Source organism: Tangfeifania sp. (assembly GCF_055108615.1).
In genome coordinates, this window is record NZ_JBSQIC010000044.1 from 1 (window position 1) to 18,184 (window position 18,184).

The 18,184-nt window shown below is 41.2% G+C and carries 14 protein-coding genes; 10 read left to right on the plus strand and 4 right to left on the minus strand.

Going from position 1 to position 18,184, the window contains the following annotated elements:
* The 8 genes from ACTCNA_RS10685 to ACTCNA_RS10720 all read left to right on the plus strand — a co-directional run.
* The coding region (locus tag ACTCNA_RS10685) for a DNA gyrase C-terminal beta-propeller domain-containing protein (protein WP_462947905.1) at nucleotides 1-552 on the plus strand (552 nt) is incomplete at its 5' end.
* 98 nt (nucleotides 553-650) lie between these two features.
* Nucleotides 651-1,832: a tetratricopeptide repeat protein gene (locus ACTCNA_RS10690; protein WP_462947906.1), complete on the plus strand. Its 1,182-nt coding sequence runs from the start codon at nucleotides 651-653 to the stop codon at nucleotides 1,830-1,832.
* A 292-nt stretch (nucleotides 1,833-2,124) separates the two neighbouring features.
* A complete protein-coding gene (locus tag ACTCNA_RS10695) occupies nucleotides 2,125-2,817 on the plus strand; it encodes a MotA/TolQ/ExbB proton channel family protein (protein WP_462947907.1) in 693 nt (230 codons plus the stop codon).
* Between the two features lie 10 nt (nucleotides 2,818-2,827).
* Complete coding sequence (locus ACTCNA_RS10700; protein ID WP_462947908.1) at nucleotides 2,828-3,238, plus strand: ExbD/TolR family protein; 411 nt, start codon at nucleotides 2,828-2,830, stop codon at nucleotides 3,236-3,238.
* The gene (gene tolA, locus ACTCNA_RS10705) at nucleotides 3,239-4,267 is read left to right on the plus strand and encodes a cell envelope integrity protein TolA (RefSeq protein WP_462947909.1); all 1,029 of its coding nucleotides are present in this window, start codon (nucleotides 3,239-3,241) and stop codon (nucleotides 4,265-4,267) included. It begins immediately after the preceding gene.
* Between the two features lie 104 nt (nucleotides 4,268-4,371).
* Nucleotides 4,372-6,672 (plus strand): GH92 family glycosyl hydrolase, encoded by a 2,301-nt coding sequence (locus ACTCNA_RS10710; protein ID WP_462947910.1) that lies wholly within the window; start codon nucleotides 4,372-4,374, stop codon nucleotides 6,670-6,672.
* A 38-nt stretch (nucleotides 6,673-6,710) separates the two neighbouring features.
* The gene (locus ACTCNA_RS10715; protein WP_462947911.1) at nucleotides 6,711-7,637 is read left to right on the plus strand and encodes a YitT family protein; all 927 of its coding nucleotides are present in this window, start codon (nucleotides 6,711-6,713) and stop codon (nucleotides 7,635-7,637) included.
* A 254-nt stretch (nucleotides 7,638-7,891) separates the two neighbouring features.
* Entirely contained in the window at nucleotides 7,892-10,180 is a 2,289-nt protein-coding gene (locus ACTCNA_RS10720) for a patatin-like phospholipase family protein (RefSeq protein WP_462947912.1), read from the plus strand.
* Nucleotides 10,181-10,196: 16 nt separating this feature from the next.
* Here ACTCNA_RS10720 and ACTCNA_RS10725 read toward each other — a convergent pair whose 3' ends face one another.
* Nucleotides 10,197-12,023 carry a glycoside hydrolase family 16 protein gene (locus tag ACTCNA_RS10725; protein ID WP_462947913.1) on the minus strand — a complete coding sequence of 609 codons (1,827 nt, stop codon included), beginning with the start codon at nucleotides 12,021-12,023 and terminating at the stop codon, nucleotides 10,197-10,199.
* A 182-nt stretch (nucleotides 12,024-12,205) separates the two neighbouring features.
* Here ACTCNA_RS10725 and ACTCNA_RS10730 point away from each other — a divergent pair, with 182 nt between their 5' ends.
* Nucleotides 12,206-13,084: a nucleoside phosphorylase gene (locus tag ACTCNA_RS10730; protein WP_462947914.1), complete on the plus strand. Its 879-nt coding sequence runs from the start codon at nucleotides 12,206-12,208 to the stop codon at nucleotides 13,082-13,084.
* A complete protein-coding gene (locus ACTCNA_RS10735; RefSeq protein WP_462947915.1) occupies nucleotides 13,081-13,953 on the plus strand; it encodes a transglutaminase family protein in 873 nt (290 codons plus the stop codon). The genes ACTCNA_RS10730 and ACTCNA_RS10735 overlap by 4 nt, the downstream gene beginning before the upstream one ends.
* 4 nt (nucleotides 13,954-13,957) lie before the next feature.
* On the opposite strand, the gene ACTCNA_RS10740 is transcribed toward ACTCNA_RS10735, so the two are convergent.
* The 3 genes from ACTCNA_RS10740 to hutI form a co-directional block, all read right to left on the minus strand.
* On the minus strand, nucleotides 13,958-14,956 hold the full coding sequence (locus ACTCNA_RS10740; RefSeq protein ID WP_462947916.1) for a sugar phosphate isomerase/epimerase family protein: 999 nt from the start codon (nucleotides 14,954-14,956) through the stop codon (nucleotides 13,958-13,960).
* Between the two features lie 121 nt (nucleotides 14,957-15,077).
* On the minus strand, nucleotides 15,078-16,775 hold the full coding sequence (gene ftcD / locus ACTCNA_RS10745; RefSeq protein WP_462947917.1) for a glutamate formimidoyltransferase: 1,698 nt from the start codon (nucleotides 16,773-16,775) through the stop codon (nucleotides 15,078-15,080).
* 105 nt (nucleotides 16,776-16,880) lie between these two features.
* On the minus strand, nucleotides 16,881-18,134 hold the full coding sequence (gene hutI, locus ACTCNA_RS10750; RefSeq protein ID WP_462947918.1) for an imidazolonepropionase: 1,254 nt from the start codon (nucleotides 18,132-18,134) through the stop codon (nucleotides 16,881-16,883).
* Between the last annotated feature and the right edge of the window lie 50 nt (nucleotides 18,135-18,184).

An 18,184-nucleotide genomic window follows, 5' to 3' on the forward strand; every position in this document is an offset into this window, starting at 1 on the left:
GAGAGCGAAATAATGCTCGCCGGACGATCAGGAAAAGCTATTCGCTTCCACGAATCGAAAGTACGGGCAATGGGCCGGACAGCTTCCGGTGTGAGGGGAATCACCCTTGCCGGCGAAAATGATGAAGTTATTGGAATGGTGTGTGTGCAAAACGGCCACGAAGATATTCTCGTGATTTCTGAAAACGGTTATGGAAAACGCTCAAAAATAGACGATTACAGGGTTACAAACCGGGGAGGGAAAGGTGTTAAAACAATTAACATAACTCCTAAAACCGGCGACCTTATCACAATAAAGAGTGTTTCTGACGATAACGATTTGATGATCATTACAGAACACGGTCTGACCATCAGGCTGGCTGTGAACACCATTTCGATGTTGGGACGTGCTACCCAGGGAGTTCGACTGATAAACCTTAAAGAAGAAGATAGTATCGCATCAGTGGCCAGGGTAGTTAATGAAGCAAAAGAAGAAATCGGTGACGAAGCAATCGAAGGTGGAGATGAGAATATTGAGTCCCCGGATGAAGATAATAACAACAACGATAATTAATTAGAAAAAGAATAAATTAAAAGAATTTTAATTTGTAATTTGAATTAAACTATTATTCGTAATATTTTTGTGAAAATTAAATTTTAAAAATGAATACAATGAAAAAAACAATTATTCTGTTGAACCTGGCAATTTTAATTGTACTGGCAAGCTGTTCGCCCAGGACAAAAGTTACCAGTTCTCAAAACCTGAAAGATACAGGAAAGTTAAGCGAAGCGGTTGAAACTATTGAACAGGCCATCGATCCGAACCAGGAAAATGCAGACAAAACATTGACCTGGCCAAAAACCTGGGAGGTGAGAGGTGAAATTTACCAGGCCATCTACCAATCGGAAGATGAAAGTGTTAAAGAATTGTCAGAAGATCCTTTAACTGAGGCTTTTGAGTCCTATAAAAAAGCACTCGAACTGGATGAAAAGGACAAATTTAGTAACAGCATAAAAGTGAAATTGACATTGCTGACCAACGACCTTACCAACCAGGCTGTTGAAGCTTTTAACGAAGAAAATTACGAGAAAGCACTGAAATCGTTTGAGCAAATACTGGCCATTAACGAGATCGATGTAATTAAGCAAGACAATCCTGAAGCTGTTGACACTGTTATTATTTTTAATGCCGGGCTTGCTGCATACAATTCACAAAACTACGACAAAGCAGTTAAATATTACGAAGAAGCTGCCAAATATGGTTATAACGGAGCACGTACATACAGCCTGATTGCCAATGCATACCAGTTAAATAAGGATACAATTGCAGCGCTTGATGCATTACAGGAAGGTTTCGAAAAATATCCCAAAGATAAAAACATTCTCACTAGCATGATTCAGTTATATCTCGATATGGATAAAACAGAAGAAGCCATGAAATACCTGGATATGGCTATTGAACAGGATCCCAATAATGCAACTTTCCATTTTGCACAAGGGACATTGCACGAAAAATTGAATAATAAAGAAAAAGCTATCGAATCATACAAAAAAGCGCTTGAAATCGATCCAGATATGTTTAATGCCAATTACAACCTGGGGGCACTTTATTATAATGAAGGGGTAGAACAAATTGAGTTTGCCAATAATATTCCAACCAGCGAGAATGAACGCTACCAGGAAGAATTGGCCAAAGCAGACAAATGGTTTAAACTGGCACTTCCTTACATGGAAAAATGCCATGAGTTGCAACCCGATGATAATATGACAATGGAATCACTCAAAAACTTGTATTACCGTTTAAAAATGATGGATAAATACAATGCAATGCTCGAAAAATTAGGACAATCATAATTTTGTAACTAAAGGAGAGACTAAAAATCTCTCCTTTTTTAAAACATATTCTATTTAACTTAATATCAATTATAAGACAAATGTGTTTATTTAATATTCTGTTATTCTTGATAACCGTACAAAAATTATTTTTTACACCATTCTCAGGAAGTTAAAACCTGATTGTTCATAACTTCCGTTTTCATCTACTGATTGATATTAACCCGTTGTATAATATTCGTTATTTTTGTCGTTAATAATATTTATAACTGAAGTTCGTTTTGTTTAAAATTAAAAGGAAATCTAAAATCTCATGTTGAAACTTTTATTGATCCAGGCAGATATTACCAATGAATTGGATACGCTGGCCACAGAACCTGAAGGAATTTCCACCAAGTTTATCGACCTTGCTTTAAAAGGCGGATGGATAATGGTTCCGATAATTTTGCTGTCGGTTATCGCAGTATATATTTTTTTCGACCGCTATTTTGCCATTAAAAAAGCCGGAAAGTTTGATACACAACTGCTGGAGAAAATTAAAATATACATTACCAGTGGCAAAATTGACGAAGCAATAACAATTTGCCGTAACAATTCCAATCCGGCATCGCGTATGATTGAAAAAGGAATCAGCCGCATTGGAAGGCCGCTAACCGATGTAAACACAGCCATCGAAAACGTTGGAAACCTCGAAATTTCAAAGCTTGAAAAAGGATTGCCAGTGCTGGCATCAGTAGCCGGAGGCGCACCCATGATTGGCTTCCTGGGGACTGTAATGGGAATGATTCAGGCATTTTACGATATGGCCAACGCAGGCAATAATATCGATGTAACACTTTTATCATCAGGTATTTACCAGGCTATGGTAACTACTGTTGCCGGGCTTATCGTGGGAATTATTGCCTATTTTGCCTATAACATTCTGGTTACCAATGTGGAAAAAGTAATTTTCAAAATGGAAGCTACCACTTCAGAGTTCATGGATTTATTGAACGAACCAGCATAAAACAGATAATATGGCATTAAAACGAAGAAACAAAGTAAATTCAACATTCAGCATGTCATCAATGACTGATATTGTTTTTTTGTTGTTGATTTTTTTCATGGTGACTTCTACGCTGGTGGCACCCAATGCGTTAAAATTGTTGCTTCCGCAAAGCAACAACCAAACCGCGGCAAAGCCAATTACAACTATATCAATAACAAAAGATATTAAATATTATATTAATGATGATGGTGCGCTGAAAAGTATCTCTTTTCAGGAAATTGAACCATTTCTGCGTGAAAGATACGGCGTTGGAAACGACGATATCTACATTTCGCTGCATGCAGATAAATCAGTTCCGTGGAACGAAGTGGTAAAAATCATGAACATTGCACGCCGGAATAAGTATAAAATGATAGCAGCAACTGCACCGGAGAATTAAATGAGTTTTTACAAAAAACATAAAAAAGGTATTATCGGAACAATTATTTTTCATGTAATTGTTCTGCTATTGCTAACATTATTCGGTTTTTTTACGCCGCTTCCATTGCCGGGTGAAGAAGGAATCCTGGTTGATTTTGGCGACAGCGAGCAGGGTTTGGGCCAAATGGAACCCCGTCAGCAGCAACGTCAGCCTGAACCGGCAGAACCTGTACAGCAACAGGAAGAAACAACTCCCCCACCCCCGCCGCCTGCAAGAACTCCACCGGCCACTCAACCCGAACAGGCCGAAGAGGAAGCCATGACACAGGATTACGAAGAAACAGCCGCCATTGATGCCGCTGAAAAACGCAGACAGGAAGAAGAAGAAAGACAGCAACGAATAGAAGAAGAGCGCCGCAGACAACAGGAGCTGGAAGAACAACGACAACTGGAACAGGAAAGGCAACGGCAGGCTGAAATTGAACGCCAGCGGCAGGAAGAGCTGGAAAGACAACGGCAAGCCGAACTGGAACGGCAGCGTAAGCTGGAAGCCGAACGCAAACGCCGCGAAGAAGAACAAAGGCGGATTGAAGAAATTAATGCCCGGGCAGAAGGTGCTTTTGGAGGCAGTGAAGAAGGAACAACGGGCCAGGGCACCAGCGACAGCCAAAGCCAGGGCGCTACATTCCCAGGTGGAAACCAGGGGGTACCAACCGGTGATGCCAATGCCGGAAATTACGGTCCGGGAGGAAGCGGCTCGGGTGATCAGGGGACTGGTATTTCATACAGCCTGAGTGGGCGCTCCGCAAATTCGTTGCCTAAACCCCGCTATCCCGGAAACGACGAAGGTGTTGTGGTGGTGAAAGTTACAGTTGATAAATATGGTACTGTTACAGCGGCCGACCCTGGAGTAAGGGGAACAACCATTATGGATCAACGTTTCTGGAACGAAGCGAAACAAGCCGCAATGAAAGCCAAATTTAATACTGATGAAGATGCTCCTGCATTTCAGCAGGGTACAATTTCTTACCGCTTCAGGCTCGATTAATACTGAAATTTTTCAAGATCCTGTATTACTCCTCCCTTAAAACCGAAAGTTTCTTCTATTTTTGGGGACGTAAATTTTTTAATGAATAAACCGAAAATTAAGGCATGAGAGCATCATCAATTTTTATTTTATTAGCTGCAGTTTTATTTACTGCTTGTGAGCAATCCTCTACAACAACAAACAGTTTTTTGGAAAATCCTGTTGAACTGGTTAACCCGCTAATGGGTACCGATTCGGAATTCAGCCTGAGTAACGGAAATACCTACCCCGCAATTGCACGTCCGTGGGGAATGAATTTTTGGGCACCGCAAACCAATACCATGGGCGATGGCTGGATGTACCAGTACGATGCCTACAAATTGCGCGGTTTTAAACAAACCCACCAACCGAGCCCGTGGATTAACGACTACGGCCAGTTTTCAGTTTTTGCCACCACCGGCAAACCTGTTTTCAACGAAGAGGAACGAGCCAGTTGGTTCTCGCACAAAGCCGAAACTGTTAAACCCTATCACTACGAAGTTTATCTTGCTGATTATGACATAGAAGCAGCGTTTACAGCAACCGACAGGGCTGCCATGTTCCAATTCAATTTTCCGGAAAACGACAGTTCGCAAATCATTGTGGATGCTTTTGACGGCGGTTCATACATAAAGGTGATTCCCGAAGAAAATAAAGTGGTTGGCTACACAACCAAAAACAGCGGAGGAGTTCCGGCAAACTTCAAAAACTGGTTTGTGGTGCAATTAAGCAAGCCTTTCGAAACTTATTACACCACCGACAATAAAGCGCTTTATCAGAATAAAAATGAACAGGACGTTTACCATGCCGGGGCAATTCTTCAGTTTAAAACACAGAGAAATGAAAAAATCCAGATCAATATTGCATCGTCATTCATTAGCCTCGAGCAGGCAGAGCTGAACCTGGAACGCGAAATTGGTTCAAAATCATTTAATGAACTTTTGGTTGAAGGAAAAGAAGTTTGGAACAAGGAACTTGAAAAAATTAAAGTGCAGACCAGTAATATCGATAACGCGAAAACATTTTACAGCAGCCTGTACCGGGTTTTGTTGTTCCCCCGCAAGTTTTTCGAATACAACGCTGATAATGAAATCGTTCATTACAGTCCTTACAACGGGGAAGTTTTGCCTGGTTACATGTTCACCGATAATGGTTTTTGGGACACATTCAGGGCGGTTTTCCCGTTTTTTACATTCATGTACCCTGAACTGAACAGCCAGATTATGCAGGGACTGGTAAATACCTACAAAGAAAGTGGTTGGCTGCCCGAGTGGGCCAGCCCGGGACACCGCGATTGCATGATCGGTTCCAACTCGGCATCGCTCATTGCCGACTCTTATTTAAAAGGAATTCGTGGTTACGATATTGAAACGCTTTACGAAGCCATTCTGAAAAATACCGAAGGTGCAGGCCCTGTTTCTTCAGTTGGCCGGCTTGGTGCCGAATATTACAATGATTTGGGATATATTCCGTACGATGTTGGAATTCGTGAAAACACGGCACGTACCCTCGAGTACGGTTATGCCGATTATTGTATTGCAGAGCTTGCTAAAGCACTTGACAAACCAGAGGATGAAATTAAAAAGTTTGAAAAAAGGGCGCAAAACTACCGCAATGTTTTCGATCCGGAAACCAAGCTGATGCGTGGAAAAAATGAGGACGGAACATTCCAGTCGCCTTTCAATCCGTATAAATGGGGCGATGCATTTACCGAAGGCAATAGCTGGCACTACACATGGAGCGTTTTTCATGATGTGGAAGGACTTGCACAACTTATGGGCGGACACGATGATTTTGTGGCCATGCTCGATTCTGTATTCGAAGTTCCGCCAATTTTCGACAATTCCTATTACGGCATTACAATTCACGAAATAAGGGAGATGCAGGTTGTTAATATGGGAAATTATGCCCACGGCAACCAACCGGTGCAGCACATGATTTACCTCTACAATTATGCCGGGCAGCCCTGGAAAACGCAACAACACATCCGCGAAGTACTCACAAAACTTTATCAGCCAACTCCTGACGGTTATTGTGGCGATGAAGACAACGGTCAAACTTCGGCCTGGTATGTTTTCTCATCGCTCGGATTTTACCCCGTTTGCCCCGGAAATCCTGAATATGTAATAGGCTCTCCCCTGTTCGAAAAAGTACAGATTGACCTGCCCAACGGCAAATCACTTACCATTGAGGCACCCGGAGCCGACGAACATTTTTATATTCAGAACGCAAGTTTTCAGGGTGAAGAACTGGACAAGTCCTATTTGACACATGAACAACTGCTGGATGGAGGAACACTCTATTTTGAAATGGGAAAATCGCCACAGAAAAATTTATGGACTCAGCCTGAAAGTTTTCCAACATCAGTGACAAAAATCAATGAATAATTCCGCTGGTTTACTGTCATTTGTATTAAAAACATAAAATGGCATTCTTACCTAAGCAAAAATTATTCAGCAGGCAATGGTTTATTGACTATTCCCTCATTCTTTTCGGCTCCATTATTCTGGCGGCGGGATATGTATATTTTATTTCGCCGCATAAAATTGTGCCCGGTGGGGTTTACGGGATTGCAATTGTGGTTCACTACATGACAGAAGGGGTCTTCCCGTTTTGGCCCGAAGGAATTCCCATTGGTTTATTTGGTCTGGTGCTCAACATTCCGCTTACCATTGCAGGCATTAAAATTCTGGGGCCGCGCTTTGGTATAAAAACTATTGTTGGATTTGTTCTGGCTTCGTTTTTTATCGATTTTATTACATGGCTGCGCCCCGATGGTTATGCCCCGTTGGTTACTGATGTGCTGCTTTCGTGTGTTTTTGGCGGCGTACTCATTGGGGTTGGACTCGGACTGATTTTCAAGTCGAGAGCAACCTCGGGTGGTTCCGATATTATCGCCATGATAATTGCAAAATATACGCAGCTTCAACTCGGAAAACTAATGATTTATGTCGATTCGGTTATTGTATTGCTGGGACTGGCCGTTTTTCAGGACTGGCATATACCTCTCTACTCGCTCATTGTAATTTACATTACCGGTCGCGCCATCGATTTGATTCTTGAAGGTGCCGACTACAACAAAGCATTGTTAATTGTTTCGAACAAACACATGGAAATTAAGCAGAAGATTTTGAAAGACCTGGAACGCGGGGGTACTTTTCTGAAAGGAGAAGGCATGTTTACCGGTGAGGATAAGCATATTATTTACACGGTGGTGAGCCGACGCGAAGTTGTCATTCTGGAAGAATACATCAGCAGAATTGACCCTGAGGCTTTTATTACTGTGATGGATGCCCGCGAAATTTTGGGCGAAGGATTTCAAAACCTCAGCAAGAAAATTGAAGCTAAATAGTGTTTTTACTATGCTATGGACTTGCTTTGTCTTTCAAATTTGGAAGTGTTCGCAATTCACACGTAAATTTCAACTATTCGCCGGGAAAATTCCATGAAATTCTTAAAACAGAATTCAGGAAACATTATATTTTGTAAATTTGGTGAGGTTCAGAAACATCAAAAAAAACTATGATGAAACGCCCGCATAGAATTTTTTCTCAAAGGAATATCTAACCAGGGAGTTTTGTCTGTTTTGAAAACAAGAAAATACAGATGAAAAGATTTCTCCTCTTTTTAATAATAATTTTTGCCTCCTCGTCATTAACTGCTCAGTCAGTTGGGCTGGTGCTTAGCGGAGGTGGTGCCAAAGGCATTGCCCACATAGGCGTTATACGCGTTTTAGAAGAAAACAACATTCCAATCGATTATATTTCAGGAACTTCAATAGGCGCTATTGTAGGTGGTTTATATGCAGCCGGTTTTACTCCCGATGAAATGGAAGAGCTTTTCCGTTCTGATGATTTTTATTTTTGGTCAACCGGCCGCATTCAGGAAGAATACAGGTATTATTTTAACCAGCCTGAACCAGATCCTTCATGGATCGAGTTAAGAGTTGAAAAACAGGAAGATAAACTGAAGTTGCTGCCGCCGGCAAGTATTATTCCGGAAGAGCAAATGGATTTTGCTTTTATGGAGCTGTTTGCTTCAACAAATGCCGCCTGCAAAAATAATTTCGACAGCCTGATGGTTCCCTTTTTTTGTATTGCCACTGATGCGTATAACAACAAGCCGGTTGTTTTAAGGAAAGGCGACCTGGGCGAAGCAATCCGTGCTTCCATGACTGTACCTTTGTATTTCAAACCCATAAAAATTAACGATACACTTTTATTTGACGGAGGAATTGTAAATAACTTCCCACATGAATTTATGCAGAAATTTCACGAACCTGATATTATAATCGGCCATAAAGTTGCTGATGATTCGAAGGCTCCTGAATCAGATAATGTTGTTGCACAAATTGTCAATATGGTTATGCGCCCTACCAACTACGAAATTCCGGAGGAAAAAGGCATGTTAATGGAAACCAAATTTGAAAATGTGGGCCTTCTCGATTTTCAAAAATTTGAATACATTAACAAAATGGGAACAGAAACGGCAGAACAATTTATTGACAGTATAAAACAGCGTATTGAGCGCAGGGTTTCACCTACTGAACTCAAACGCAAAAGGCAGGAATTCAACTTTCAAAAACCGGATCTTTATTTTCAAAACATCCAGGTTGAGGGTGTTGAGGATCCCATGCAGCGTAAATTTATCATCCAGTCGATAAAACACCGTTATAATGTAGTGTCGCTGAGCTCGCTTAAAAAAGAATATTTCAAGCTGATTGCCGATGAACATTTGCGATCCATGAGGCCAATAGCTCATTACAACAGGGCAACAGGTTATTTTGATTTGCACCTGAAAGTTGTGCCCGAGAAAAAATTCAGTGTAAATATTGGAGGAAATATTTCTACAAAACCTATAAACCAGGGTTTTGCAAGCATTGACTACCGCACTTACCAGGGGCGGGCCTACACGCTTAGCTCAAATATCTATTTCGGGCGGTTTTACAGTTCGTTCAAAGTGGGAGGGCGAATTGATTTTCCCACTTCCCTGCCCTTTTACCTGTCAGGGTATTCAACCCTCAACAGATGGGATTTTTTCTCTTCCAGCTCCGAGCCTTTTTTTGAAGATGTCAGGCCGCCGTATATTATCCAAAATGAATATAATTTCCGCACCGAAGCAGGAATTCCGCTCGGACTTCATTCAAAATTATATGCCAATGCAATTTTTGCCAATTCGGATGATGAGTATTACCAGACAGAAAAATTCAGAAAAGAAGATAAACCCGATAAAACAAAATTTACTGCATTTGTTTCCAGGCTCGGGATCGAAAATAATTCTTTAAATTACAAACAGTTTGCAACCGAGGGGGAATTTAACAGCATTTCATTAAATTATATTACCGGAAAAGAAACCAATGAGCCGGGCACAACCTCTTCAACTTCAATATCAAAAGAACAAAACCACAGCTATTTTCTGGGAAAAGTATCCTCATTAAAATATTGGGATATTGGAAATAAATTTACAGTTGGCACGCAGGCAGAAGCCGTATTCAGCAATAAAAACCATTTTCAGAATTACCGTTCAACGCTGCTGGCTGCCCCGGGTTATTACCCCACGCCCAACAGCAAAACAATGTTTATAGAGAATTTCCATGCCAACAATTACCTCGCCGGAGGATTGAAACTGCTCTGGCATTTTACCTCTTCGCTACATCTGCGGTTAGAGGGCCACGGATTTGTGCCGCTGAAAGAAGAACAGAAGAATGATGACCTGACAGCTTTTAATAATTCGAAGATTTTCAACCGTTATTATTTACAGGGAATGGCAGCCATGGTTTACCATACGGGGCTTGGTCCAATTAGTTTGTCGTTTAATTATTACGAAAAACCCAATACAAAATTTTACCTGTCGCTGAATTTCGGATATACAGTTTTCAATAAACGCGGTTTGTAATTATATCGGGGTGTTTTCATTTTTTCCGGTAACATTTTACCCAATCGGTTTCGAAACGGACAGGAAGTTTTGAACCAGGAATATCAAAAACAACCAGGCTGAACATATTAATATGCATTTTGAAATTAACCAGAGAACTGCTCAATTGTAATACTTCGATATCATTTATTTTCCATGTAAGAGTAGAACCTGATTTTTCGAAGGTGAAAATATACCACCTGTTTTTTTTCAGATTTGAAATATCGAGGCCGTCCACATTTAATTTTCCGTTTTCGCTGCTACTGGCAATTCCCATGCGGTTTTTTGTTCCCATTTCAAGTAAGTTAATCCGTGGTGAATTTTTTTCGCCCTGAAGTAAAAATGAGCTGACCACCTCTTTCACAGGATTGAACTTTATTTTTGCTTCAAAAATCCCGTCTTCCTGCCAGAAACTTTTCCCGGAAGAAACAATTCCGGATGTAAAATCGAATTCAGTGGGGACAAAACCTGCCGGCATCTGCCATACCAAGCCATCAGATTTTTCGCGGCGGGTTTCAATTAACAGCTTGTTGCTGATTTTCACATTTTTGCCTTCGGTAAAAACCTGCAAATCGCCCGGCATGGAATAATTACCTTCGGGCAATCCTTCCGCCCAAAGCGATTTAACCGACCATTTTTGTTCATCCAGCTTTCCATTGGTGAAATTATCTTCAAAACTCACCTCCCACTCTTTAAAAAACCGGAAAGCATCCGAGTCTTTATAGTTGAAATACTTAACCAGGTGGGGCATTTTTTTCATTCCGAGATACTGCTGCTCTTTGGCAAAATCATCCGTTTTTTCCCACTTTTTATCGTCCTCAAGGTACGCTTTCCGCTTTTTAAATTCATCGGAAGTCACTATGGCATCAAGCTCCATGAAACGTTTTAAATCCATGGAATCTTTGACATCGTAATAGTTTTTGAGCGCTGCCGATTTTTCAAACTTCAGGAAAAATTTCACCTCGCTGTCGGCGGCAAGTTCTTTTAAACGCTTGTATTTTTTGTAAGCTTCGGTTTTTTTAAATTTTTTCTTGTCTTTCAGGTAATCAACCCGTTTTTTAAATTCATCACTTTCAACTTCTTTTTTTAACTCTTCAAATCTTTTAAGATTGTAGCTGTCAACCGTTTCATGATAGAGTTTCAGCTTTTTTGAATGTTCAAATTTCAGATACGATTTTATCTCCGCATCTTTTTTGAGTTTATTAAACTCCTTGTTTTTCTGCTTATCGCTTGTTGCGAGGTTTTTCAGTTCAAAATACCTTTTCAGCTTTTCCGATTCATAAAAAGCGTTGTGCTGTTCCAGCTGTTTTGAGCCATGCAGTTCATAAAACGCTTTTATGCCGGGCAATTTTTTCAACCGGTTATATTCCTTCAGTTTCCGATGTTCGGCTGAATTTTTAAAAACATCGAGCGCAACTTCGTCTTTTTCCTTTTTATATTCCCCTTTGTCAATAAAATCGAGCAGCAGCCGGTATTCTTTAATTTTATCCGACTCTTTTAATGCCTGAAAACGCCTGAAATCTTCGGAATTTTTTACAAAAAAATAGTTTTTAAACGGTTTGGAATTTTTCAGTTTTTCATATTCATGAAGCTGGTTGTGCTCTTTGCTGTTTTTAAAATGAAGCGCCTGAATTTCTGCTTTGCGCTTTTTGAATTCGTCTGATTCAATAAATTTTTTAAGTGCAATAAAATCAGATAATTCCTTCGATTCAGCAACTTTATTAAATTCAATGTAATCGTTAAACAGCAATTCGCGCTGCATTTCAATTTTTTCAACGGGCTTGATTTTACCCAGTAGCTGAAGGGAAAATATTTTAAAAGACATAGGCCGGTTTTTATTGTTTATGTGTTCAAAAATAGAAATTAAAAGAAACATTCGGCTGAAAGTTTTAAACAATTTGGGCTGATTAAAAGAAAAATATCCGATTTAACTGTTTATATGTTTTGAGATTATCCATTGGCAGAGAACCTTATTTTAAATAATTTTATCTGCTCAAAATAACTAAAATGATTGAAGCATCTGAACTTATATTGAATAGCGACGGCTCGGTTTTCCATTTACACCTGAAACCTGAAAATCTTGCAGACCAGGTTATTCTGGTAGGCGACCAGGCACGCGTCGAAACGATTTCCGGTTTCTTCGATAAAATTGATTTCACTACTCAAAACCGTGAATTCAAAACAGTTACGGGTTGGTACAACAATAAACGAATGAGTGTCCTCTCTACCGGAATAGGAACCGACAATATTGATATTGTACTGAATGAGCTGGATGCCCTGGCAAATATTGATTTTGAAAAAAGGGAGATAAAAACGGATAAAAAGTCGCTGGACATTATGCGGATTGGTACTTCCGGCGGCCTGCAATCCAATTTACCGGTGAATTCGTTTGTAGTTTCTCAAAAATCAATTGGATTTGACGGGATGCTTGCTTTTTATGCCAACCACGAAAGCTACTGCGATCGCTCGTTCGAAAAAGCGTTCAGGCAGTTTACCGGTTGGAAAAGCTCACTCCCCTCTCCTTACGTGGTAAATGCTTCTGAAGTTTTGCTCCGAAAATTTAATAGCCCCGACTTTAATACGGGCGTAACAATCTCGGCTCCGGGTTTTTATGGCCCGCAAGGCAGAATATTACGGTTAGGCCTGGCCATGCCCGAGTTAAACCAAATGATTGAGCAATTTGCCTATAATGATTTGAAAATCACTAATTTTGAAATGGAAAGCTCAGCCATTTACGGTCTTTCAAAAATGCTGGGACATAACGCGTTAACAATATGTTTGATTATTGCAAACAGGGTTACCCGCGAGGCCAACGAAAATTACCGCGATGAAATGAAGAAACTGATCAAAAAAGTACTCGAGGGCTTAACAAAACAGACGTTATGAACAAAAAGAAGCTGAACGCTTTAATCAATTTGCTGGACGACCCCGACCAAATGGTTTTTGAAGCAGCAGAAAAAGAGCTGCTTAAAGAAAACAACAGTATTATTTCAGAGTTGGAAGAAAAATGGGAATCCAGTTATGATGAAATATACCAGGAACGCATTGAAAACCTGATTCAGGATTTGCAATTCAGGGAAACCAAAAAACTGATAAACAAGTGGATACATTCTGAAAAAAATGATTTACTTGAAGGGTTTCTTGCCGTTGATCGTTTTCAGTATCCCGACATTAACTTACTGGGGGTTTATAAGAAAATTGAAAAATTAGAAAAAACAATATGGCTGGAGCTTAATAATTCGCTAACACTGCTTGAAAAAACCACCATCATCAATCATTTTGTTTTCAATATAAATGGATTTTCAGTCAATCACAACAACCTGTTTTCGCCGCAAAATTGCTTTTTAAATCAGTTGCTCGATACTAAAAACGGTAACCCGGTTTCTATCGGTATTTTTTATACACTAATTGCCCGCAGGCTGGGGTTATCCGCTCATTTTGCCGATTTCCCGAAAAACCCGCTGGTGGCTATTGTGGATCGTGAACTGGCCCAAAAAGTGCATGGGGACGACACAAAAACCAACGTGCTTTTTTATATTAACCCGTCAAATAAAGGCTCCATTACCAGCCGCAAGGAAATTGATTATCACCTGAAGAAAAACAATTACAGCCCAACCGATTTTTTTGCTGAGCCAAAACACGATTTATATTTCATAAGGCGTTTACTGGAGTCGCTTCTGGAATCGTATCAATCAGTTGGATACACCGAAAAAATGGAAAAAATCCGGGAACTCATCTGTTTGTTCCCGGAATAACAAATCACACCAAAATGTTTTTGCAGTAATTCACGCACTTTATTATTTCTTTTTGCGCATCAGAATTATCGGGAACATTGTATTCCAGCTCAATGTCGCAGTAAATGGGCCATTTGTTTTTCTGTATCAGTTTCAAAATATCGGCAATGGGCGTATCGCCTTCACCCCAGGGCATATTTGTATTGGCAGGGTTGGCATTTTTTCCGGTTTTGTCTTTCATGTGAATGCTGAAAATCCGGTTGTGAAGCCTTTCAATTAATTCGTTCGGGTGTTTACCCGTTGCCCCGAAATAGTGGCCGGCATCAAAATTCAGCATGTTTTTGGGTGAGTAGGCTAAAAATTCATCAAAATTAAAACCGGGTTCCCCGGGTTGGCCATGATTGTGGTAAATGGCATACATGTTATGCTTTTCGGCAAATTTCCCTAACCGCTTGCAGGCATCGTGGCCAATTTCGTTGGTAATTCCTTTGGCTCCCAAAGCTTTGGCGGCTTTAAAGGCATAATCGGTTTCTTTATCGCTCCAGTTGGCCGGCGAAAACTTCACAATATGAATATTCACTCCGGCTTTCTTGTACAATTTTCGTAACTCTTTATACTTTTTCATGGAAACCGACAAGCGCCATTCGCGTTGTTTTTCAGCTGCTGCTTCAGCTTTTTTTCGATACTCATCACGCTCTTCATCAGAAAGCTGAGCATCCCGCCGGGGGCGTGGCGGCATTGGCGGAATGCCGGCAAACTCTTCGGCCACATTGCCCATTAACTCAATGGAACTGATGCCTGCTTCAACACAGTAGTTCAGAATATCCTGAGCGGAACCGGGCATGCTGCGCCAACTGTAAGTGATGGCCCCAATTTGCACGCCGCCAAATTTTGAATCAGGCTTGCTTTTCAACATTGAATTTCCGTAACTGAGCGGCGTAAAAGCCATTGCTGCCGTTGCCGCTGCTGTTGTACCAATAAATTTACGGCGTGAAAAGCTGTTCTTTTTGTCATTTTTATTCATAATCGAATATTTAGTTGATTTTAAAAGAAGTAACTTTAAAAATAGGAAATTAAACTGGAAAAACTTTACTAATTATGAAATATAAATCCTCACACCCTCATTTTATTGAGAATTGCGGATGTTATTCATTGATCTTTTCTTCAACAATTCGCAAAATTTCTTTCTCTTTTTTTCTTGCATTTTTCAGCAATTCTTCTGCTTTTCTCATTGTTTTTGTCAGCCAGTTTTTATCCTCGTAACCAGCAGCATTAATTTTAACATTGAGCAAGGCTCCTTCAACGGCAGTGCGTGCGCAAAGCGTTCCAACACCTGCATCCGACACTGAATTTGGATTACCGGTTTCAGCCATCGCCTGCAAAACTTCCATGGAATCATGCGCCAACTGCATCACTTTCAACGGCACTTCAATAGCGTTTTTTGTAGCTTGCTGAATGGCTTTCTGCCGTTCGGCTTTTTCTTTTTCGCTTGATTTAGGCATGCCAAATGCTGTCATAATTTTATTGAAGGCTGCCGTATCTTCATCCACACATTTCAGCAGTGCATCGTGGTATTGTTTTCCTTTTTCTGCCCGGTTGGAGAATTCTTCCCAGCGATCGTCCCAGCCGCGTTTGTGTGCCGAGAGGTTGGCTACCATTGTTCCCAGTGCGGCCCCCAGTGCTCCCACATACGCCGAAATAGAACCACCGCCCGGTGCCGGAGATTCGGATGCCGTGTTGTTCATGAAATCAGCCAACGTTTTATCCACCAGTTTTTCGGCCGAATCATCGGCAATCATGTATTCAATGATTTTCTTTTTCGGATCGAATGGTTTCAGCTCGTCGAGCCCCAGCGATTTGATGGCGATTTTGATGATTTCATCGTCAGAGATTCCGGTGGAACGCTGCTGTTTGCGCAGGAAATATTTTCCCGCATCGAGCATGGCCTGTAACGGAACCAGACCTACCAACTCTGAGCCGGTAACGCGAATGCCCCGCTCGCGCGCTTTTTCAGATATTTCATCAAAAGCCACATGGATGGGCGTTACGGTTATATCGGTGAGGTTGACGGAGATTTGAGCAATCCCGTATTCTTCGATGTACCAGCCAATGGCACGTGTTTTTTTCAATGTTCCCGGGATACGCACGGGCTCGCCGTTTTCATCTTTTATAATTTTCCCGGTTAGTTTATTTCCTTCGCGTTTTACACGTCCGGCTTCGCGTACATCAAATGCAATGGAATTGGCACGACGGGTGGAAGTGGTGTTCAGATTTACATTGTAGGCCACCAGAAAATTTCGCGCTCCTATTGCCGTTGCTCCGGTTTTTGCCACCTTCGCAGACCATTCACCGGGGCCAAAATCGGGCTTCCATTTTTCAGAAGTAATGCGATCTTTCAATGCTTCGTACTCGCCTGAACGGCAATTGGCCAGGCTTTTACGTTCATCGTTAAAAGCTGCAAATTCATAACAGTAAACCGGAATCTCAAGCTCCTTCCCTACTCTTTCGGCCAGTTTGCGGGCATACTCTATGGTTTCCTCCATGGTAACATTGGCAACCGGAACCAGCGGGCAAACATCGGTGGCACCTAAACGGGGATGCTCGCCTTTGTGAACCGACATATCAATAATTTCCGATGCTTTTTTTATAGCACGGAAAGCAGCTTCTGTAACATCATCGGGCTCGCCAACAAATGTTACTACCGTGCGGTTTGTTGCTTTCCCCGGGTCCGCATCCAGCAGTTTTATGCCTTCCACGCTTTCAATGGCACCGGTAATTTCTTTTATTTTTCCCAAATCACGACCTTCAGAAAAATTCGGTACACATTCGATTATTTTATTCATAAGTTTTTATTTTTAAGCCACAATGTTTCGCAACTATTATCGCGAAGAAGATTCATGAAAATAATTTCATTCATTTAAAAATAGAATGATAATTTTCATCAGGATTCAAAAATTTTGGATTTCGCCGTTCAAAATAACGGTTTCGATTAAATCGGCTGCAAACCGGTAAGGTAAATATTCTATTCCGGGCATGTCGGAAGTTATAAACAAATTAGCTGTTTTTCCACGGGCAACAGATCCCAGTCGGTCGCTGATTCCCATTGCGTAGGCGGAGTTGAGTGTAGTGGCATTGATAACTTCTTCGGGCAGCATGTTGTATTTTATGCATGCCAGCGACGATATAAAATTCATATTCCCGCTTGGCGATGAACCGGGATTGTAATCTGAAGCCAGCGCAACGGGTAACCCGGCCTCTATCATTTTCCGGACAGGAGAAAGTTTCATGTTCAGGAAAAAAGCTGCCCCCGGAAGTACGGTGGGCATGGTTTCGGTTCCTCTCAACGCCTCAAATTCCGCCTCTCCCATGTGTTCAAGATGATCGACTGAAAGGGCATTGTATTTTACCCCGGCCTGAACGCCACCTGTGAGGCCCAGTTCATTGGCGTGAATTTTTGGGCGAAGTCCGTGTTTGATACCGGCCATTAATATGCGCTCCGTGTCTTCCACCGAAAAAAAGCCCTGGTCACAAAATACATCGATAAAGTCGGCCAGTTCTTCCGATGCTACCTGCGGAATCATTTCGTTGATGACCAAATCGACATATCTGGAAACGTTGCTTTTATATTCGGCAGGAATGGCGTGAGCCCCCAAAAATGTGGAACGTACACAAACCGGTGCTGTTTCTTTTATCCATTTGATAACTTTCAGCATTTTAATTTCGCTTTCGGTGGTTAAACCGTAACCGCTTTTAATTTCCACTGCGCCGGTGCCCGTTTTCATGATTTCAAAAATCCGGTTCATGGCAGTGTCGTAAAGTTCTTCTTCTGGTTTTTCCTGCATTAACTTAGCCGAATTCAGGATTCCCCCGCCACGCCGGGCAATTTCTTCGTACGACAACCCTTTTATGCGGTCAACAAACTCTTTTTCGCGCGACCCGGGAAATACAATATGCGTGTGCGAATCGCAATAACTGGGATACACCATGCGGTTTGAGCAGTCAATCTCTACCAGCAGGTCGTCGTCGCAATAAGCATCTTTTAAATTCTCCATCGGGCCAAATTCCTGAATCAGCTCATCGCTGATTATCAGAAAAGCATTATTGATGGTATTTATTTTTGCCATTTCTTTTCCGGCCCTGAACGGCACAGGTTCGTCCTCAACCTGAACCAGTTCTTTTATATTCTCGAGCAATAACTTCATTTTTTTCTAATTTATCTTATAAGGTACAAAATTGATTTCAAAAATCATAA